The sequence below is a fragment of the Novosphingobium sp. AAP83 genome (assembly GCF_001295795.1).
In the GTDB taxonomy this organism is placed as follows: domain Bacteria; phylum Pseudomonadota; class Alphaproteobacteria; order Sphingomonadales; family Sphingomonadaceae; genus Novosphingobium.
Genome location: NZ_LJHY01000008.1, coordinates 95,793 through 116,279 on the forward strand (window position 1 = coordinate 95,793; position 20,487 = coordinate 116,279).

Annotated in this window: 18 protein-coding genes and 1 pseudogene; 9 read left to right on the top strand and 10 right to left on the bottom strand. The window is 59.6% G+C overall.

Annotation, left to right across the window (positions count from 1 at the left end):
- Nucleotides 1-42: 42 nt before the first annotated feature.
- The 6 genes from IP81_RS04925 to IP81_RS04950 are packed head-to-tail and all read left to right on the top strand — an operon-like array spanning nt 43 to nt 5,820.
- Nucleotides 43-1,221, top strand: coding sequence for an amidohydrolase family protein (locus tag IP81_RS04925; RefSeq protein ID WP_197274518.1), 1,179 nt, complete (start codon nt 43-45; stop codon nt 1,219-1,221).
- Nucleotides 1,218-2,438 (top strand): cytochrome P450, encoded by a 1,221-nt coding sequence (locus tag IP81_RS04930; RefSeq protein ID WP_054106871.1) that lies wholly within the window; start codon nt 1,218-1,220, stop codon nt 2,436-2,438. The genes IP81_RS04925 and IP81_RS04930 overlap by 4 nt, the downstream gene beginning before the upstream one ends.
- Nucleotides 2,435-3,631 (top strand): cytochrome P450, encoded by a 1,197-nt coding sequence (locus IP81_RS04935; protein WP_054106872.1) that lies wholly within the window; start codon nt 2,435-2,437, stop codon nt 3,629-3,631. The genes IP81_RS04930 and IP81_RS04935 overlap by 4 nt, the downstream gene beginning before the upstream one ends.
- Before the next feature lie 2 nt (nt 3,632-3,633).
- Nucleotides 3,634-4,377, top strand: coding sequence for an SDR family NAD(P)-dependent oxidoreductase (locus tag IP81_RS04940; RefSeq protein WP_054106873.1), 744 nt, complete (start codon nt 3,634-3,636; stop codon nt 4,375-4,377).
- The gene (locus IP81_RS04945; protein ID WP_054106874.1) at nt 4,374-5,075 is read left to right on the top strand and encodes a ThuA domain-containing protein; all 702 of its coding nucleotides are present in this window, start codon (nt 4,374-4,376) and stop codon (nt 5,073-5,075) included. Before IP81_RS04940 ends, IP81_RS04945 begins: the two co-directional genes overlap by 4 nt.
- On the top strand, nt 5,062-5,820 hold the full coding sequence (locus IP81_RS04950; protein ID WP_054106875.1) for an SDR family NAD(P)-dependent oxidoreductase: 759 nt from the start codon (nt 5,062-5,064) through the stop codon (nt 5,818-5,820). The genes IP81_RS04945 and IP81_RS04950 overlap by 14 nt, the downstream gene beginning before the upstream one ends.
- A gap of 9 nt (nt 5,821-5,829) precedes the next feature.
- On the opposite strand, the gene IP81_RS04955 is transcribed toward IP81_RS04950, so the two are convergent.
- Genes IP81_RS04955 through IP81_RS04965 form a run of 3 tightly spaced genes read right to left on the bottom strand, consistent with a single transcriptional unit; the run spans nt 5,830 to nt 7,981 of the window.
- Nucleotides 5,830-6,822: an amidohydrolase family protein gene (locus IP81_RS04955; RefSeq protein WP_054106876.1), complete on the bottom strand. Its 993-nt coding sequence runs from the start codon at nt 6,820-6,822 to the stop codon at nt 5,830-5,832.
- On the bottom strand, nt 6,819-7,595 hold the full coding sequence (locus tag IP81_RS04960; RefSeq protein ID WP_054106902.1) for an SDR family oxidoreductase: 777 nt from the start codon (nt 7,593-7,595) through the stop codon (nt 6,819-6,821). Before IP81_RS04960 ends, IP81_RS04955 begins: the two co-directional genes overlap by 4 nt.
- On the bottom strand, nt 7,592-7,981 hold the full coding sequence (locus IP81_RS04965; RefSeq protein WP_082355982.1) for a limonene-1,2-epoxide hydrolase family protein: 390 nt from the start codon (nt 7,979-7,981) through the stop codon (nt 7,592-7,594). The genes IP81_RS04960 and IP81_RS04965 overlap by 4 nt, the downstream gene beginning before the upstream one ends.
- A gap of 198 nt (nt 7,982-8,179) precedes the next feature.
- Between IP81_RS04965 and IP81_RS04970 the strand changes: the two genes are divergently transcribed.
- Nucleotides 8,180-8,449: a hypothetical protein gene (locus IP81_RS04970; RefSeq protein ID WP_054106878.1), complete on the top strand. Its 270-nt coding sequence runs from the start codon at nt 8,180-8,182 to the stop codon at nt 8,447-8,449.
- A 182-nt stretch (nt 8,450-8,631) separates the two neighbouring features.
- On the opposite strand, the gene IP81_RS04975 is transcribed toward IP81_RS04970, so the two are convergent.
- The 5 genes from IP81_RS04975 to IP81_RS04995 all read right to left on the bottom strand — a co-directional run bounded on the left by IP81_RS04975 (nt 8,632) and on the right by IP81_RS04995 (nt 15,134).
- Nucleotides 8,632-9,093: a CoxG family protein gene (locus tag IP81_RS04975; RefSeq protein ID WP_054106879.1), complete on the bottom strand. Its 462-nt coding sequence runs from the start codon at nt 9,091-9,093 to the stop codon at nt 8,632-8,634.
- A 15-nt stretch (nt 9,094-9,108) separates the two neighbouring features.
- Entirely contained in the window at nt 9,109-9,906 is a 798-nt protein-coding gene (locus tag IP81_RS04980; RefSeq protein ID WP_054106903.1) for a xanthine dehydrogenase family protein subunit M, read from the bottom strand.
- Nucleotides 9,906-12,284 (bottom strand): xanthine dehydrogenase family protein molybdopterin-binding subunit, encoded by a 2,379-nt coding sequence (locus tag IP81_RS04985; RefSeq protein ID WP_197274519.1) that lies wholly within the window; start codon nt 12,282-12,284, stop codon nt 9,906-9,908. Before IP81_RS04985 ends, IP81_RS04980 begins: the two co-directional genes overlap by 1 nt.
- Nucleotides 12,281-12,751, bottom strand: coding sequence for a (2Fe-2S)-binding protein (locus IP81_RS04990; protein WP_054106880.1), 471 nt, complete (start codon nt 12,749-12,751; stop codon nt 12,281-12,283). The genes IP81_RS04985 and IP81_RS04990 overlap by 4 nt, the downstream gene beginning before the upstream one ends.
- Nucleotides 12,752-12,812: 61 nt before the next feature.
- Complete coding sequence (locus IP81_RS04995; protein WP_197274520.1) at nt 12,813-15,134, bottom strand: TonB-dependent receptor; 2,322 nt, start codon at nt 15,132-15,134, stop codon at nt 12,813-12,815.
- Between the two features lie 279 nt (nt 15,135-15,413).
- Between IP81_RS04995 and IP81_RS05000 the strand changes: the two genes are divergently transcribed.
- Nucleotides 15,414-15,887, top strand: coding sequence for a MarR family winged helix-turn-helix transcriptional regulator (locus IP81_RS05000; protein ID WP_197274521.1), 474 nt, complete (start codon nt 15,414-15,416; stop codon nt 15,885-15,887).
- 39 nt (nt 15,888-15,926) lie between these two features.
- On the opposite strand, the pseudogene IP81_RS05005 reads toward IP81_RS05000, so the two are convergent.
- Nucleotides 15,927-17,053, bottom strand: a pseudogene (locus IP81_RS05005) (IS3 family transposase).
- A 354-nt stretch (nt 17,054-17,407) separates the two neighbouring features.
- On the opposite strand from IP81_RS05005, the gene IP81_RS05015 reads away from it, so the two are divergent.
- Nucleotides 17,408-19,156 (top strand): hypothetical protein, encoded by a 1,749-nt coding sequence (locus IP81_RS05015; RefSeq protein WP_157573087.1) that lies wholly within the window; start codon nt 17,408-17,410, stop codon nt 19,154-19,156.
- Nucleotides 19,157-19,275: 119 nt separating this feature from the next.
- Here IP81_RS05015 and IP81_RS05020 read toward each other — a convergent pair whose 3' ends face one another.
- Complete coding sequence (locus tag IP81_RS05020; protein ID WP_054106884.1) at nt 19,276-20,481, bottom strand: aromatic ring-hydroxylating dioxygenase subunit alpha; 1,206 nt, start codon at nt 20,479-20,481, stop codon at nt 19,276-19,278.
- Nucleotides 20,482-20,487: the final 6 nt, after the last annotated feature.

The following is a 20,487-nucleotide window of genomic DNA, read 5'->3' on the forward strand; positions in this document are numbered from 1 at the left end:
CAAGCCGAGGTTAACCGTATCGATGGTTCGGGCATGACAGTAATGCCCGGCTTGATCGATGCACATTGCCATATCAGCTTCGACGAACCCTATTCCAACGACGAGCTGTTCTTTCACCGGCGCGAGGGTCTTGCGGCAATCGTTGCTGGGCATAATGCGCAGAAGCTTCTGCGCGCCGGAGTGACGGGATTTTTCGATGCGGACACGATCTTCAATGTGTCGCTCGATCTGCGCGATGCGATCGAGGGTGGGGTCATACCCGGGCCGCGTATGACCTGCGGCGGGAACGCGCTGTTCACTTCGGTCGGCGGAACTGCGGGAATGCTGGTGCCGGACGAGGGCCGCATCGGTTATCTGAAAGTCACGCGCACCCGCGACGAAATTGTGACCGAAGTGCGGCAGCAAGCCAAGCGCGGCGTCGACTGGATCAAGATCCACGTGACCGGCCTCATCCCGCGCCAGCGTGAGGAAGGCGAAATTCAGGTCTGGACGTTAGACGAGTTACGCGTTGCCGCAGATACCGCTCACGACCTGGGTTTGCCGATCGTCGGCCATTGCAGGAATGCATCCAGCACGCGGGATGCGGCGCGGGCCGGTTTCGACATGATCCTGCATGCGACCTATATGGACGAGGAAGCCTTGGAGGCGGTGATCCAGCGCAAGGTGCCGATCGTACCGACGCTGACCTTCCAGGCCGTGCTAGCGGATCATGGGGACAAGGTCGGGGCAAGCCCGTACCTGCAAAAGCTGTTCGCCAAGGAAATTGCCGAGAGCAGCGTACAATTGCGCCGCGCTTACGATGCCGGGGTCCCCCTGTTGTGCGGCACCGAAAGCGGCTTTTCGATCACGCCCTATGGCGAATGGCATTGGCGCGAATTGCAGGTGTTCGTCGACAATCTGGGGCTGACACCGGCGCAAGCGCTGATTTGCGCCACGCGTGAGAGCGCACGCGCGCTGCGTCTGGAGGGGAAGGTCGGTACGCTGGAGCCGGGCCGGATCGCCGATGTGATTTTAGTACGCGGCGATCCTCTTGCCGACGTTACCCTTCTGGGGAAGCCCGGCGCCATCGCGCGTGTTTTCGTCGGCGGACGTTCGCTCGACATTGACACACCGCTGCCGAGCCGACTGCCGCTGCCGTCTTGGCGCGTATCCAATTACTCGGCCATCCCTGCGACCCGCGCGGCGACGCTTGGTCATGGCGAGGAGCTTAAGCAGCAATGACCGAACATGAGGTCATGTCGTTCGACGGTTGCGTTCATGCGCTTAAGCAACTGGATTTGCGCCAGTCGCTTTATGACGAAGCGTCGCTGATGATGGAGCATGTTCTGGTCAACCTGCATGGCAGCGCGCATCGTGCGCGCCGCAATGTCGAGGCGACCGTGTTCCGCAAGGACGTGTTTCTGCACTATGAGAAGTCGGTTTTGCCCCAGACGCTGGAGGAAACCCTGGCTCCGTTTCGCGCTGCGGGGCGCGGCGACATGGTCGATATCGGTTACCGTATCATGATGAACCTGACCGTCGATTTCGCCGGGATCGACCGGCCACTGCGCACCCCTGAGGAAACCGGGGAACTGCTGCGGCTGCTGATGGAATTCAGTCTGGCACCGGCGCTGGGGCAATCACGTCCGGAAGACATAGAGCCAAAGAAAGCGCGCATTCGAGCGGCAATGGAGGCCTTCGACAGGCAGTTTTTGGCCCCCTCGTTGGCGCGTCGACAGGCACTATGGGCAGAGTGTCAGGCAGGACGCCTTTCTGCCGACGCTTTGGACAAAGACGTGCTGATGGCGCTGGTCATGGGGCAGGACAAGCTGCAGATGTCTCCGGAAGAGTTTGTCCAGGAAGGCATATTCTACCTGATGGCAGGGGCCCACACGACCATCCATTCGCTGTCACATGCCATCCATGAAATTCTCGAATGGATCGACGGGCATCCCGAAGACCGTGAAACCTTGCGTACCGATCCTTACTTCATCCAGCGATGCGTCTATGAAAGCGTACGGCTTCACCCTTCCAGTCCGGTCGCCAAGCGACGCGCGCTTTGTCCTGTCACATTGCATGACGAGATTGTCGCGCAGCCTGATGATCAGATCGTCATCAATCTGCGCGCGGCCAACCGCAGTTCTGAACTTTTTGGCGATAATGCCGATCGGTTCGATCCGCATCGCGAAATCGCCAAGGGACCGTTCCGTTATGGTCTGTCGATGGGCCATGGCATGCATGCCTGCCTTGGCCGTAATCTGGCGATCGGCGTCGATCCGCGCGACGGGCAAAGCTCGGCCGATCACCAATACGGCACCGTTCCGCTGATCGTCGAAGCCTTGCTAAAATGCGGCATTCAGCGTGATCCTTCGGATAGCCCTCAAAAGGATGAAACGATCACGCGCATAACCTGGGCACGCTATCCTGTGCTGTTCCTTTCGCAGGATGCTATTCTGTGAGCCGGACTTTTGAACTCGAAAGTTTCAGGGATTGCGAAGCGGCCCTTCGCAACATCAACCTGAAACAGGCCCTTTATGATGCTGGAAAAGTAGTGATGGACGGCGTGCTGCTGACGCTGCACGGCGCAGCGCATAGCGAGCGGCGCGCCGTCGAAGTGCGCGTATTCAGGCGCAATTTCTTTCGCCACTATGAAAAGACGGTGTTTCCCGCGACGCTGGCGGAAACGCTGCGGCCGTTTGTCGCGGCGGGTCGGGCCGACCTGATCGAACTGGGATATCGGGCGACTGCCAATCTGACAGCCGACTTTGCCGGCATCGATCGACCCGAAAGAACCGTCGAGGAAACCGAGCTGCTGATCCGTCTGGTCAAGAAATTCAGCGAAGGTGCAACGATGGTGCACTCGACGCGCGACAAGGTCGAGCTGGAAGGCGAAGTTCTCGATGCCCTTGCCGTTTTCGACAAGCGGTTCAATCAGCCTTCGGTCGCACGCAGGCGCGAATTGCTCGCCGATCCCCAGACGCCATCAGAGGCTCTGCCCCGCGACGTGCTGACGGTGATCCTGCAGGCGGGAGACGAGTTGGACATGGATGGCGCGGCCCTCAATCGGGAAATGGCGTTTTACATGCAGGCAGGCGCGCATTCGACCGCCAATGCCGTGGTCCATAGCGTGCACGAAATCCTGTTGTGGGCAAATGACGATGCGGAGCGCTGGGCGCGTCTGGCCGATCCCGTGTTCGTGCAGCGTTGCGTGCACGAAAGCCTGCGCCTGCATCCAGCCAGTCCGCAGGCATGGCGATCCGGGACTTGCCCGATGCATGTTGCGGGCGCAGGCGAGATCGCGGCGGGGGACAAGGTCGTCCTCGACTTGTTCACGGCCAATCGCGACCGCGACCTGTTCGGAGAAGGTGCGGACCGGTTCGATCCCGATCGCACCATGCCCGCCAATATGCTCCCTTCGGGACTGACGTTCGGCATCGGCCTGCACACCTGCCTTGGCCGCGAACTGGACGGGGGTGTCCCGGTCAAGCCCGGAAGCGATCCCGCAACGCATCAGTATGGCATCGTCGCGTTGTTGGTCATTGCGCTGCTGGAACTGGGGGCGCGGCTGAATCCCGCAGATCCACCAACCCCCGACCCCAAGACGAGCCGCCCCAACTGGGGTCGCTATCCGATCATTTTCACAAAGGTCTGACTATGGGCAAGATAGCCATTATCACTGGCGGCGCGAACGGTATCGGCGCGGCAATCGGACGCGCACTTGCCAGCAACGGGTATCGCATCGGCGTGCTCGATCGCGTTGCTGCCGAAGTATCGCAGTTTTGCGATACGCTGCCCGGATCGGTGCCAATGGTGTGCGACGTCACCGACGAAGCCGCTGTCGCCGCAGCCTTCGATGCTATCGATTTTGTGCCCGACCTCGTGGTCAACAATGCCGGTATCGTCCGCTTCGGATTGTTGGCCGAGCAAAGCGCAAGCGATTTCCGTGCGGTCATCGAAGTCAACCTGATCGGCGCCTATATCGTGACGCGGCAGGCCGTATTGCGCATGATGGCCCGGCAATCGGGACACGTCATATCGTTGACGTCGATCAATGCCTACAGCCCCGGTCCGGGGGCAGGCGCCTATCCAGCGAGCAAATGCGGAGTCAAGCAACTCATGCGACAATTCGCGCTGGAGTATGGCGAAGCTGGCCTGCGCTTCAACAGCATTGCGCCAGGCTTCATTGACGGCGGCATGTCGACCCCCATTTATGCTGACCCAAAGGTGCGCGCGGCGCGGGCAGGGGGGGTGCCGCTGGGGCGGCTGGGAACGCCCGAGGACATCGCTCATGCGGTGCTCTATCTGGATTCCGACGGTGGCAGTTACGTCAATGGACATGATCTGGTGGTCGATGGCGGCGTAACGCATGCCGTCCTCAAGAGCCTGCCGCGCGGATGAGCACCACACCCACAGCTGTGCTGTTCAGCGGCGGTTATAACCATCCATTTGCGGAAACCTCGCCGGTGCTGGCGTCATTCGCCAGAGCAGAGGGATGGACCGTCGCTATCGAGACCGACCTCAACGCTGCTCTGGTCGCGCTCGGATCGTCGCGATTGCTGATCGTCAATGCGCTCTGCTGGTCGATGACGCAGCACGAAAAGTACGCCCCGGATCGCGAAATCTGGGCGCGCGAGATGAGTGACGATCAAATTGCGGCTCTTGACGCTTTCGTTTGCGAAGGAGGCAGCCTGCTGGTCATGCACACCGGAACGATCTGCTGGGACACGCAACCGGGATGGCGAAGGATCATGGGCGGCGGTTGGCAATGGGGCCTGTCGCAACATCCACCGCTCGGCCCGGCGATGGTCGCCATGACGGCAGCGGGCCTAGCATTTTGCCCCGGTGCGGAGGACTTTTCGATCGTTGATGAAGTCTATCACAATCTGGGTCTGCAGACAGATTGCGACGTCCTTGCTACTTGCGAAATTTCCGAGGGACCACAACCGATCGCGTGGATGCGCAGACATGGGCAGGGCCGCGTTTGCGTCGATGCCCTGGGCCATGATGCCGATGCGCTGCTCACGCCGGGCCACAGCCTGCTGATACGGTCGATGCTGCAATGGTTGCAGGAAGGGGCATCACATGCGCGCGATTGAGGGCATGAGTATCCTGATCACAGGCGGCGGATCGGGGCTGGGTGAAGCCACCGCCCGTTACCTGGCGGCGCGCGGGGCCAAAGTGACGATCACCGGTCGGCGCCTCGAAATGGTTTCCGCAGTGGCGCAAGCCATCGGCTGCGCCTGGGTGGCCGGTGATGTCACCGTATCCTCAGACCGGCAGCGCATGATCGATGCTGCACTGGCCCATGGCGACGGCAGGCTGGACGCGCTGGTCAACAACGCTGGCAATATGCTGCGTGGGCCGATCGAGCAGCTCGACGAGGCAGCATTGCTGGGGATTTTCCATAGCAATGTCGTTGGTGCGATGATGCTGACTGGGCTTGCCTCGCGCCATCTCGAATGCACCAAAGGAGCAGTGATCTTCGTCGGGTCGAGCCATACTCGCCGCGCATTTCCCGGCGCATCGCCTTATGCCGCGACCAAGGCGGCGGTTCAGACCCTGACGCAAGTGCTGGCCGCAGAACTGGGCGACCGCGGGATCCGCGTCAATTGCGTGATCCCGGGCGGCGTATTGACCGAGCTGAATGTGCGCGCCGGGTTCTTGACTGCCGAGGCCGCCGCCGAGCGGCTTGAAAAGATGCTGCCGATGCAGGTCATCAACCGGATCGGCGTGGGCGAGGATATCGCCGAAGCCATCGACTATTTGATCCGCGCCGACTGGACGACGGGCGCCGTACTGGATGTTGATGGCGGGCTCGGGCTGGGTGTGACCAACGCCTGAAGACAAGCCTCAGGCGCGCAACAAACGCCGCGCGTTGTCGGCAAGGGGCGCGTCGCAGATGGGAGCCACGAATGTCTCAGGTGCATCCCATCCGGCAAAGTTGGTGCCGTAGACCAGCCGCTCGGTTCCGACCCGCTCGACCAGGAGATCCAGCGCGCGGTCGTCGTGCATGTGGACGTCGTACCATATGCGCCCGAGTTGTTCAGCAAAAGCACCGTCGCGCTTAAGGTGATCGGGCGCCCACGTCCGCTTTTGCACCGCATGATGCAGCCGACCCCACAGCAGCGCGACGGCGCCCCCGCCATGGCTGATGCAGATATCAAGTTCCGGATGGCGATGAAGTACGCCGCCGAAAAGCAGTGTCGCGACCGCAACCGTCTCTTGGGCTGTGAACCCCGCCATGATATCGAGTTCGTATTTCTTGAGCGCTGGACTGCCCGGCGGGCCGTCGATGCCGTCAGGCGCTGGATGGATGAACAGCGGCACGTTCAATGCGACAACGGCCTCGTAAAACGCGTCCATGGCCGGATCGTCCAAGCCGTGCGGCATGTTCGTGCCCATGTAGGCCGCCATCATGCCAAGTTCGCGCACGCCCCGCCTCAGTTCCGCGATTGCGGCGGGAATATCCTGCATCGGCAGCGCGACGGCAGCGCCTAGTCGATCGGGAAAGTCCGCAACGACCTTGGCCAGGACATCATTGTGCCGACGGCAGAATGAGATCGCCTCGGCAGGCGGGATATAGTGAAAATAGGTCAGCGGGTTGGGCGACAACAGCTGCCAGTCAATGCTCGATCGATCCATTGCCGCGATCCGCACGGCGGGGTCCATGAAGGCACTGCCACGATAGCGCACACCGCGCAGGTGATAGCCGCCTATGCGAAAGACAGGCGTGCCATCGGCTTCGGCATAAAGCTCCGGCCCGAAGCTGCCTGCTGTTCCAAATGTGCCTTCCAGAACTGCATGTGCATGGATGTCGACGACGGTCGCGGCCTTGAGTGTCATGCGTAGCCTTGCACTGCGCCGCCATCCACCTGAATGGCGGTTCCGGTTATGTAACTCGCGGCTTGCGACCCTAGGAAAACGACAAGGTTAGCAATCTCGTCCGCTTCGCCCATCCGGCCCAGCGGGACTTGCGCGGTAATCGCGACAGCTAGATCAGCGGCTTGCGATCCTGTGTCTTTAGCCTGCTTTTCAAGCAACGACCGGACGCGGTCTGTTCGGGTCCAGCCCGGGCAGACCGTGTTTACGAGGATATTGTCGGGGGCCACTTGTGCAGCAAGGGTCTTGGCCCAGCCAAGCACCGCGAGGCGCACGGAATTGGACAAGGTCAGCCCCGCGATCGGCTGCTTCACTCCGTAAGACGAGATATTGATGATACGTCCCCATTGACGAGCGCGCATCGACGGCAGGACAGCACGCGTCGCTCTGACCGCGGACATCAGCGTCAGGTTGACGGCGGCTTCCCAATCGTCATCCGAGAGATTGTCGAACAGCCCTGCCGGCGGCCCGCCGCTGTTGTTCACCAGGATATCGACCGATCCGAAATGCGCGAGCGCCTGCGTCACAACCCGATCGATATCTGCAGGCTCCGACGCATCCGCTACGATCGCCAGACATCCCGGCATGGCGGCGGCAGCAGCTTCAAGCGCTTCGCGACCGCGCGCGCAGATCGTCACACGGGCGCCTTCAGCGTGAAAACCCAAGGCCGATGCGAGCCCGATCCCTTGACTTCCAGCCATCACCAGCACCGATTTGCCCTCGAGCTCCAGTCTCATGCCGGTTTTGCCTGCGGCCATTGCGCCTGATAGGATGCCAGATCGAAATAATCACGCCATTGGCAGATGAGGCCATTTTCGACCACGAACGCGCCCATGACCGGCAGCGTTACGGCAGTTCCCCTGACAACGAACCGGTCGATCCGTTCGGTCAGCACTGTCGCGCCGCTGGCCGCGATCGACAGAAGCTCCCAACTGCATGCCTCTATCGCGTCGAGCGATTTAAGATAGGCGGCCACCGCCGACTTGCCGTGAAGCGGCTCCATCGGGACATTGTGGTAATGGATATTGTCGGCGAGCAGTGCGCAGATTTCGTCCATATCGAGCCGGTCCCAGGCGCGGCAGAAGGCGAGCACAACGTCAATTGGGTAGTGTTGCTCCGTCATCGATTACCGACCCTGCCCTATGTCTTGCCGTCTGACGCAGCTTGACAGCTTCGCCACAACTTGTGAAGTATTGATTTCGATATATCTCGTTGAGAGGTTGGAATGGGCGTTCTGTCACGCTGCAATGATACGGGTTCGATCGTACCGGCAGCGGTCCCCGCATGACGCGAGAGGACGAGTGTGCCGAGATGCTGGAAGGTGGGCCTGAACACCCCGGAACCGATGCTGGGCATCATCTATGGCGACAGCGTTCTGCCGGATGGCGCAGTTCTCGACTTGCGCGACGCCGGTACACCCAGAATCGAGGGGGAAATCCTGCTCCGGATCGGTCAGGTGCCCTATCCGGAATGCGAGAACGCAACCCTGCTCGCCTCGATCGCTTTGATACAGGTGGCGATGGAAATCGCAGACTGCCGGATTACCAACTGGGCCGCGCCGATCGATCACTGGGTCGCGGACAACGCCTGATGTGGCTGGAAAGTGCCTGCAAGCGTTAGCTTTGCGCCAGACAGGTTCGATCTGGCAAAGGTGCGGATGCAACTGACGGGCAACGGGAGCCCAATCGCTGAGGGCCGAGGCGGCAACTGCATGGGCGGGGCGCTGCAAGATTGCTGGGCAGGCCATAGTGCAACCATCGGTTACACAGCGCGTCACAGTGGGTCTTGCGACTGTGGCTCCAAAATCAGGGTCGCGAACCGGCCGAAGAAGTCGTCAGCCATGGTTCGTGCCGTGCCTTCGATCAACCGTGCGCCCATCTGCGCCAGCTTACCGCCGATCTGCGTGGCCGCGACATAGGTCAAGCGGGTTTCGTCGCCTTCAGGCACGAGCGTCACATCGGCATGACCCTTTGCAAAGCCCGCAACGCCCCCTTGCCCCTCGAACCGCATCTTGCAGCCGGCCGGCGCGTCGATATCCTCTTGTGTCAGCTTGCCCGAAAAGCGCGCGGTTACCGGCCCGATCTTGGCTGCGACCGTGCCGCTGTACTCGGTCTCCGAAAGCTTCTCCAATCGCTCGCAACCCTTGAGCGAGGCGCGGAGCAGTTCCGGATCGTTGAGCGCCTCCCATGCGCGCGCTTGCGAACACGGGATCAGATAGCTTCCACGAATTTCCATGATACAATCCTCGGTCTATCGGCCCAATGCCGCAAACGCGCGCGCCGCGATTATCCGAGTCATATGCATCCGATAGTCGGCCGAGCCGTGCAGATCCCCGGTGAAGCAATCTGCATCTAGCGGCACGTCGGCAAGGTCATTTCCGGTGCCGCCTGCATCGAGACACGCTTCGCCTGCATGCCAGCGAAACACGCCAAAGCCTGCGCCGGTCACCGCGATACGCGAACCTTCCGGTAACGAGGCAACGCATACCCCGACCAGTGCGAAGCGGGACGCCGGATTGCGGAATTTCTCGTAATGAGCGCGGTCGCAGCGGGGGAACGAGACCGCGGTGATGATTTCGCCCGCCTTCAGCGCGGTGGCGAACATGCCGGTGAAGAACGCATCTGCCTCAATCACGCGTTGCGTCGTGATGATCCGCGCGCCAAGTGCAAGCAAAGCCGCTGGATAGCAGGCAGCGGGATCGTTGTTCGCAACAGATCCGCCGATCGTTCCACGATGACGCACCTGCACATCACCGATACCGCCAGCCAGAGCCGCCACTGAGGGCAACAGCGCCAGAACCTGCGGATCGGATGCGACCTGTGCGTGGGTCTGTGCCGCACCAATAACCAGGCGCTCATCTGCCAACGTGACGCCCTTGAGCGCTGCAATCCCGCCCAGGCTGATAACGTGGGAAGGAGCAGCCAGCCGCGCACGCAGCACAGGCAGCATGGTCTGGCCACCGGCAAGCAGCGATGCCTCGGGATGCTCGGCCAGCAATGCCGAGGCATCCTCGATCCGATCCGGGCGGAGATAATCGAAGGCGTACATCAGCTGCTCATCCGCGCTTGGCACAGCCGCCAGATCGTCTCCGGAGCGGCCGGCATATCGATATGCGTGACGCCGAGCGCGTTGCAGATCGCATTGATGACAGCGGGCGGCGCACCGATCGCGCCTGCTTCACCACACCCCTTCATCCCCAGCGGATTGGAAGGGGACGGCGTCGGGGTGAATACCAATTTGTAGTTCGGAAGCGAGACGGCACGCGGCATACCGTAATCCATGAACGATGCCGTCAGCAGTTGCGCGGTATCGGGATCATGGCGCGCATTCTCCCACAGCGCCTGTCCGATGCCCTGCGTAACCCCGCCATGGACCTGTCCCTCCACGATCATCGGGTTGGCGACCGTGCCGAAATCGTCGGCTGCACTGAACGCGACGACGTCGGTTGTCCCGGTTTCCGGGTCGATCTCCACCTCGCAGACATAGACCCCCGACGGATATGTGAAATTGGGCGGATCGAAGAAGCTTGTTGCCACCAGCCCCGGCTCGATCTGGTCGGTGGGGAAACCCGCGGCGGTGTGCGCGGCGTAGGCCATTTCGGCAAAGGCCACTGTGCGGTTCGTCGCGCTGCTCGAGAAAATGCCATCGCTGAACGCAACCGTCTCAAGATCGACATCAATCAGATGGGCGACGATCGCCTTGCCCTTGGCGATGATGCTATCGCAAGCCCGCAGAGTCGCACTCATCCCGACCGAAGCGCGTGAACCGTATGTCCCTGTGCCAGCCTGAATACGATCGGTGTCGCCCTGCACGACACTGATCTTTTCGATCGGAACGCCGAAGCGGTCGGCGGCAACCTGGGCAAAGGTCGTCTGGTGTCCTTGGCCATGCGAATGGGCACCGGTCAGAACTTCGACGGTACCCATCGGATGCACGCGCACTTCGGCGGATTCCCACATACCTGCGCCGCCGCCGAGTGCTGCAAGCTTGGCCGATGGGCCGATGCCGCATGCCTCGACATAGGCGGCAATACCGATGCCCCGCAGTCGCCCGCGCGCGGCTGCCTCCACCTGACGCGCCGGGAAGCCGGCATAGTCGGCCAGCGCCAATGCTTCGTTCAGCGATCGCGTGTAGTCGCCACTGTCGTATTCATAGACGACCGGGGTCTGGTACGGAAAATCGGTGATGAAGTTTCGCCGCCGGATTTCTGCCTGGTCCAGACCGATTCGCTCGGCCGCAACATTGACGATCCGCTCGACGACATAGGCAGCCTCTGGCCGACCCGCGCCTCGATAGGCGTCGACCGGACAAGTGTTGGTATAGATCGCCCGGACGCGGCAATGGATCGCCGGAATAACATACTGGCCCGAGAGCATCGTGGCATACATGTATGTAGGCACAAGCGCGCCGCTGCTCGACAGATAGGCACCGATATTGGCCAGCGTATCGACCCGCAGCGCCAGAAATCGCCCGTCACTATCGAGCGCCAGTTCGGCCGTTGTCAGATGATCCCGGCCATGCGCGTCGGTCAGAAAGGATTCGGTGCGTTCGGCGGTCCATTTGACCGGCCGGTCGACCAGCTTGGCCGCAAATGCGATGGCCAGTTCTTCAGGATAATTGTGCGCCTTGGAGCCGAACCCGCCGCCGACATCGGGCGAAACGATCCGCAGCTTATGTTCGGCGGCCAAGCCATAATAGCCGGCGATGAAAGCGCGCATCCCGATCGGATTCTGGTGTGCCATGTAGAGCGTCAGTTGCTCGTCCACCGCGTTCCACACGGCATTGGCAGCGCGCGGCTCGATCGCGTTCGGAATCAATCGGTTGTTGCGCAGCGTCAGGCTGACGACGTGAGCCGCCGATGCGAATGCGTCAGTCACGGCAGCGGCATTGCCGATATCCCAGTCGAACGCGCGATTGCCGGGAATATCGGCATGTATCTGGACGGTCGTATCGCGCAGCGCGTCGGCGCAATCGGCAGTTACGTCCAGTTCCTCATAGTCAACCAGCACGGCTTCTGCCGCATCGCGCGCCAGATCCCGGGTATCGGCGACCACGATCGCGACCGGCTCTCCGACATATCGGACGACGTCCTGCGCGAGCATGGGCCTTACGCCCATCTTCATCGGCGCGCCGTCCGTCGAATGAATCATCCAGCCACATGGTAGAGGCGGTAGTCCAGCGGCGGCGACATCGGCTCCGGTCACGATACGGATCACTCCGGGCCGGCCGAGCGCATCCGCCGTATCGATGCTCGCGAGGCGCGCATGGGCATAGGGGGAGCGGACAAAAGCCGCATAACTCTGGTCGGGTAGGATGATATCGTCGACGTAACGACCTTTGCCGCGCACGAGCCGCGCATCTTCGACGCGGCCGACCGAGCGCCCGAAGCTCGTTCCCGCCATGATGGCCGGCGCTTCGGGAGTCATACGTGCGCCATCGCGTCGGCACCGGCTAGAATGGCGCTGACGATATTCTGATAGCCGGTGCAGCGGCACAGATTGCCGTCGAGTTCCTCTCGCACGGTGGGCTCATCAAGTTGGCCATGCCGCGCCACCATATCGAGCGCCAGCATGATCATGCCGGGTGTGCAATAACCGCATTGCAATCCATGATGCTGACGAAACGCCTCTTGCATCGGGTGCAGCGCGGCATCGCTGCCCAATCCCTCTATCGTGGTAACCTCGCAACCGTCGGCTTCTGCGGCCAGCATCGCACAACTCTTGATCGCCTTTCCGTCGACATGGACGGTACAAGCGCCGCATTGACTGGTGTCACAGCCGATGTGCGAGCCGGTTAGCCGCAAATGGTCACGCAGCGCATGGATCAACAGCGCCCGACCGGGCAGATCGAGTTCTGCCTCTTTCCCGTTCACCCGCAACGTAACTTGTACCATCGCTTCCTCTTTCCAATACAATGGCACGCCTTGGCGTTGCGCTACGTATCCGCCATCATCCCTAGAATTTGAATTCCAGTTCTACCCCGTAGGTGGTCGGTGGATTGATCGTACCGAATGTGAACAAGGCAAAAGTTGGGACTGGTGCGTTGCTTGCCGCAGTGCGCCCGAAGGTCGTACCAGCATCAAGCACATGCTGGAAGTAGTCCACACCCGTCAGGTTGCGACCAAACGCCGAAATCTTAAATTTTTCAGCCTTGTAGGTAATCGACGCGTTTACGTTCGCATATCCGTCGATCAGACCGGGGTTAACAGCATGCGTGTTGATCGTATTTGCCACGATCGAATAGTCGCTCTTGTAGTCAACGTCTGCATTGACGATGATCGAAGCCGTATCGGACACCGGAAACTCATAGTTCGTGCCAAAGGCGACAGTCCATTTCGGGGCACGCCGCAGTTGAAAGCCAGACTTGTCAATCGGACCAAGCGCGCCGGCATTCGGCCCATCGAGGAATGGTGCCTGATCGAAATAGCTGTCATAGGCCGCAAGGAGGTGACCGACGTTCAGGCTAAGCGTCAGACCATTGGTAGGGATCGCTTTGATCTCGGCCTCTAGCCCCTTGAGCGTTGCGCTCGCAGCGTTCTGGACGACAGTGACCGTTGCCCCTGCCGGATCCGGGAACACAACATCTTCCTGCTTGTTGCCGTATTTCGCATGAAACGCTGAAAGGTTGACCTGAAGGCGGCGGTCAAGGAACTCGCTCTTTAGACCAATTTCAAAGTTCTTGACGTTCTCTGGATCATATGGCCCGAGCGTCAGGACGCTGCTGCCTCGGCCATTGAAGCCTCCTGAACGGAACCCTTCAGCATAAGAGCCATAAAGCAGGATATCGTCATTGGCGTGATAGCTCAGGCCGACCTTGGGCGTAAACTTGCTCCAGTTTTTTCTTCCTGTAGCGGTACCGCCGCCAGGAATGGCATTGCTGAATCCGGGCGCAGCGCGTCGCACGTCGCTACAATCACCATAGGACACCAGGTAAGTCCGCGCATCGATAGCGCCTTGGGCCAAGCCGCCGCAAGCTTGCTTCTCGTCCCGGAGGTATCGCCCACCCGCCGTCAGCGTAAGATTTTGAACGACCTCCCAATCGACTTGGGCGAAGGCTGCATAGCTCTTTGCCCTTTGCTGATAGTCGGTCCCTCCGATCTCGCCGCCGAAAAAATAAGTCCGCTGGTTTACGGAATAGTCGCTACTGAAGTAATAAACACCGGCAACCACCTTGGCAGCGCCCAGATCGCCTTGGTAGCGTAGTTCGGTGGAGAACTGATTGATCGTCTGTGGGCGCTCGGTGTTGAACAGCGTTGCTGCGACCCCGTCAAATTCCTGGATCGCATTTTCTTTGGTGTCACGATAATTGATCACCGCGAAAATCTGATGATCATCAGCAATATCGAACTGCGCATTGGCCGTAATGCTATGCGTGGTTAGCGATGCCTTCTGCTCTAGCGAAGTGGTTGGCCTGCGATGATAATCGCTATCGGTTGCAGGACGCCCCAACCCGCCAAGCGCACCGAACAATTGATTTGCTTCCGTCAATGCAGTGACTGGCCGTGTTGGCGTGCGATCGCGGATATAGTCGTAGGACAGATTGATGAGTCCCGACGCACCAAAATCGAACTCTACTTGCGGGCTGATCATGAGAAGATCATTATCACCTTCCCGCTTGCCGCGCGTGACGTTCTGAAAATAGCCACCACCATCGAGCCGTACGAATGCAATTTTTGCTCTGATCGCGTCATTGGCAAACGCGGGCAGGTTGAGCACACCCTTCAGATCGAACTGGTTGAAGCGGCCATAAGTTGCGCTGAACTTTCCGCCAAACTCTCCGGTTGGCTTGGCGCGCTGAACATGCAGCAGGCCGCCGATAGTATTGCGGCCAAACAGCGTGCCCTGTGGGCCACGCAGGACTTCAATTGTAGCCGCGTCGTAAACCGTCAAGAGCGCGCCAGTGGTCGAAGCGAGATAGACTCCGTCCAGGAAAACGCCGACCGGCGGATCGAATGATTTTTCGACATCGTTGAGCTGGATGCCACGGATAGAGATTGCAGCTGTCCCGTTACCTAGCACAGGATCCACAATCAGATTGGGGGCGATGCTCCCGAGATCGAGCAAATCGCGCGAGAAGCGCTGCTCGATAAGCTTCGCGTTCAATGCCGTAATCGGGATGGATACATCCTGCACGTTTTCCGCGCGCTTGTTGGCGGTCACGATGATGTCCTGCAATCCGCTGCTGGCATTCTCGGACTGCGCCTCTTGCGCGACCGCACCTCCGGACATTGCGACAAGCGCCGCACCCACCAAGCCCGATCTAATCTGAACCGACATGATTTTTGCCATCCTCACCCCCCTAAGTCGCGGCTATTTAGCACGCTTGAATGCACAGATATATCGTAATCAATATATATCGCAAGTTTTATCTATTGATTATTTTTAAGGGATAATCCTTGCTCCTTGGCAAGTTAGATTGACATAAATTCGGTGAAGGCGAAGGCGGTTTGCGAGAAGATGTACGACAAGGAAATTTGACCCCGCGCTTCTGCGGTGTTTGTGCTGCACGCAAAGATGCGTAAATGAAGAGACGTCAAATTGATGAAAGGAAAGGCAATGGCTGATGGCAAAGATGGGGACAAAGCGCTTGCTTTTCCGCCGGTCTATGAACGCCTGTCTTTCCGTATCCACAAGGTTAACGCCCAGCTGGCCCGTTTGTGCAACCCCCTGTTCCGCCAATATGGCCTCGACCTGATCAGTTCGCGAATTCTGGTGCTGATGCTGGAACTGGGGCCGATTCGCGCAGGCGCGCTTGTCGAGCATATGGTGCTGCCGCAATCGACAATTTCTCATCAAATCCAGCGTCTCGAAAAGCTGGGTTATCTCAGCCGCGATCGCCGCGATTCGGACCAGCGCGTTGTCACCGTCGCGCTGACGCCGACAGGTCGGCTGGTCGCAGAAGCCTGCGAAAAGTTGAGCATGGACGTTTATGCCATGATGGTGAGCGAGATGGACCCCGCGATCCTCGCCCTGATAACCACCGAGTTCGACAAGATGCTGTCGCGGCTATCCGGAACGGACAATATCTGAACTGGACTTGTAACGGTTTCGCGCCGGTCACCTATCTCATTATGCCACCTTGGCCTCGAATGCGAGCGGACTGATGCCGCCCGGATATGAATGACGTCGTCGGGTGTTGTAGAATCCGTTGATGTACTGGAAGATGGCGGCCTCTGCCTAACGCCTGGTTGGCCAGTTCTGACGCCAGATCAGTTCAGCCTTCAGCGATTTGAAGAACGTCTCGACGGAGGCGTTGTCGTAACAGTTTCCTTTACCGCTCATTGATGGACGCAGGCCGTGGGCCTGCAGCTTTTTCTGATAAGCATAGGAACAATATTGGCTGCCACGATCTGAGTGGAAAAGGCAGCCTGGCTACGGATTACGGAGGCGAACCGCCATATCGAGTGGCCTGATTGCCAGATGCTTCTTCATCCTGTCACTGACCGCCCGACCCACTACGCGGCGGCTATGTAGATCGAGGATGACGGCGAGGTAGAGCCATCCTTCGGACGTCCAGACATAGGTGATGTCACCTGCCCCCTTTTGGTTGGGCGATGCAGCAACAAAATCGCCGTCCAGCCAGTTGGCTGCGACGCCCAAACGGTGGTGGCTGTCAGTCGTAACCTTTTGCCTGCGGGTGCGCACTGGCTTAATCCCGTTGGCACGCCTCAGCCGTCCGACACGGCGCTCGCCGAAAGCGAGGCCTGCCTCTTTGAGCTCCATCGTCATGCGAGGACGGCCATAGCTACCAAGGCTCAGGCTGTACTATTCCCGGATATGTGCCAGCACAGACATATCCGTGCGCGCACGTTGGCTGATCGGTCGTGTGCGCCATGAGCGATAGTCGCGCGGACTGACCCGCATCACCCGGCAGATCATCTCCACCGGCCAGACATGGCGCCAGGTCTCCACGAACGCGAACCTCACGGCCGCTGGCTCGCGAAGAACTGCGTGGCCTTTTTTAAGATATCCCTCTCCTCCTTAAGTACGCGGTTCTCAAGGCGAAGGCGTTCGTTCTTGCGGGCTAAATCTGCCTGCGGCGCTGAGGTCAAATCTGTTGGCCGATACTGTGCAAGCCACTTCCCCAGCGTCGACTTGCCGATCCCCAAATCCGATGACACCCGCTCACGCGGCAACCCACTGGTCAGCGCGATGCGCACCGCCCCCCGCTTGAACTCTTCTGAATGCTTGATCATCTCTTCGGTCTCCTGTTGCGAGCTCTAAACGCTCAGGTAACCGGCATAAAACCGTTACAAGTCCAGGTCAGCAATCCGCCACGCAGCAAATGCGGGATCGCCTCTACAATCTGCCGATAATCCCAAACCGGCAATCGTCCCGTATGCCTGCGCGCTGGCAGCAGGGGTGCCGGAATTTCGCGGTCTGCGTCCATCAAATCGCTGTGCAAAAGCAGGACAGCTCTGGCATACTGCCGCCGGACGATGTCGGTCCATATGTGTCGTTCCGTCATCTTCTCGCAACCACGACTGAATCACATCCCATTGATATTTCGCACCTTCTTTTTCTGCCAGCCGCTACGGGAGAAACATAACATGCTGTCTCGCCGATTGATGATGGCCAGTGGTGCAGCAGCACTGGTTGCGCCCGGTGCTCTCTCGCCCGGCCCTGAGTCTGCGCCATCGCGAGCGCAAGCGCAAACCCGGCGTGGCACAATCCCGCGTGATCCCGCCATGGCTGCTGCCGCGCCGCCTGTGGGGCTGGACGATACTATCTTCACTGCCGATGATCCCGAAGCTTTGTGGCAAAGGGCGGGGCTGCACACAGTGCGGGTGTTCCTGCGCAAGGGACCATGGGCGGTGATCTGGTATCTCCAAGCGGCATCCCCGGTGGATGGCAAACCATTTGATGTGGTGGTGGTAGAACGGCAACGCTGGACCAATTTGGCGGCAGAGACTCCTGCGATCAGCTATCAGGCGAGTGTATTTAACCGCAGCTTCCCGATCTACGGCCATGGCGACTTCCAGCGCTGGGTGATCGCATCGCGCACCTGGCCTGTCTCCGACCGTGAATTGAACCGCTGGCAAGCCGAGGGCCTGTTGCTGCCGTGGGGCATCGGGCCAAAGCTGCAAGCACCATCGCAATGGGCCTATATGGACCCGATTCCGAACTATACTCCGCTGGCCAAAGGCGGGCTGACGCCGGCCATGGGGATGACGGGATTGCGCGATGACGTGGGGCCGATTGTCCACCGGCAGGCGCGCTACATCATGGAACGCAGCGCAGAGATGCGGCGCATCAGTATGAATTACGGGCTGAGCGCGGCATCAATCCCGTGGCATGTGCGCGGGGCCGATGGATTGCCACTGCTGCTGGATACACCCAATATACCATTGAAAGTGCAGCAATATTACCAGAATTATCCCGAAGAAAAAGTCATCAGTGTCAGCCCCGGGATGCCGGTGGCATGGGATATTGATAACGCGCATCGCCCGTGCCCATCGTTCATTCCGGCTTTGCTATCCGAATTGCATCCGTTTTTCGTTGAGGAACAGGTGTTTTCTGCGTGCACCGCGCTGAATACCGTTGGCCCCGATTATCGCGGCACCAGCGGCAAATTGATCGATCAGGGGCAGGGCCGCGATTGGGCGTGGTCAATGCGCGATCTGCTGTTGGCATATGCTTTGCTCCGATCCATGCCGACGCTTGATTGGTTGCCAGCGGCAGAGCGTTTTGATGCGATCCTCTCTGCCAATCTGGACCGCGCGGTTAGGGCACTCGCGGTGCCGGGGATGGGGCAATTGGGAATGTTCTGGGAAGGCGATGCCAGCGATAACTCGCCCAATCCGACATTCTGGGCATCGATCCAGGCGCAGCAGCGGCCCGGCGTTTATTCCGGATCGATCGCCAATTATATTGCCTATACGCTGGATTGGGGGCGGCGATTGCATCGCGATCCGCGTTGGTCCCAATTGCAAATCGCCTTTGCAGAGAGGTTTCAGGCGCGGCGCTTTCTGGCAAGCGGGGCTTATTGCTTCCTCAATTTGCCAGCGCGGTTGGAAGGGCGTTGGCTCAGCGATTGGCAGCAAATGGCGCAGACCGTTGGCCTGCCTGCGGATATTGCGCGGCAACCTTGGTATAGTTTTGATAAACCGGTGAATGATCCGCGCGTTTATGAATATGCCACCGAGTATCCCGCGACCTTCTATAATGGCCTGAAATTGGCACAGGCAACGGGGGCCACAAATGCCGATGTGGATACTGCGATTGTGCTGCTAGAGGCCCAGATGGGCAGGGGCGGTGCGGAAAGCTGGCCTGCCTTTGCCATGCGTCATTCGCGGTAAGGGGGCGCTTGCGTTAGGGGTTTTGCAAAAGGGTTGATTGCATTTTACCAATCTAGATCAAGACTGAAAGCAAATGTCCTAGCGTAACTCGACACTGACTTCCTGCATTTCGTTTCGGCTCAAAGCTGCTGCATTATCCTTGGCAACAAGTGATTGATAGGAGCTTCGACAAAGCGTTGGATCCATTCATGGAAGTGCTGCACACCCCCTTCATTGCGTCCGAATTGCACCCGCGCAAGCAAGCCTGACGAGAGCGTTTCCTGCTGGGCACGCGACATTGGCAAATCTTCTGTACCAACCACTTGCCCAAGAAATTCGGACATCGCGCGGGCATCTTCCAACAGCGCCTCGCCAGGCGGGTTTTCGTGCAGGAACATCTGCACGGTCACCGATTCCCCGACAGTTGCACCGGGAAAGACCTGCGAGATGATGACGCCGCGACCACCTTTGTAAAAGCAGTTGATCGACACGTTGGGAAAGATGATCCACTCCCCGAATAGCAGCGGAAGCAGTGGCCAGTCGTCTTCCGGAATATCGGCCAAACCGGCCACATCATCCTGCTCCAGCACATGTTCCGAACGCGACACCAGACCAAGGCGCTGGTGCGGGCCATAATAGAAATATTCCGCAAGATTGCTCATCTTCGGGCCGAATGTGGCACGGTGCAGCACCGGCAAATGGTAGAATTCAAGATGAGCGTCAAATGCCAGCTTCCAGTTCGCGCCTGCAAGGCTGCGGCTTTCGAAGTGGTGCCAATGTTCGAAACCGAACGCCGCCAGCAACTTGTCATATCCGCCTAGAAATGCATCGAAATCAGGCGCAGCTGCCGGGTCAAGTATCGCCCAGATCAGCCCCGCCCGCTCGGTGGTGGGGAAGGCAACCAGTCGGCTGTCATCAGGGTCAGGATCGCCGAAGGCCTCACTTGCCGGAACTGCCACAAGCGAACCGTCCAGCCTGAAGCTCCAGGCATGATATGGGCAGGTGAAGCGCGCGGCATGACCGCATTCCCGCATCAGCCGTGCGCCGCGATGCGTGCAGGCGTTCAGGAATGTCCGCACCACGCCATCGCGTCCCCGCACCACCAAAAGCGGTATTCCGGCAACGTCCATCACCTTGCAATCACCCGGTTCGCGCAATTCGCAGGACGCCGCCAGCATGAGCGGAGCTCGCCTGAAAAGTCGCTCCTTCTCAAGCGCAAAGCCTTCATCGTCGGTATAGATCGAAGCCGGGAGGCTGGTGATTGAAGCAGCCTGCGTAATCGAACCCGATTTCAGGCAATCCAGCATCCGCTTTGCATCGGCAACCAGCGCCGCACGAACATCCATTTCACA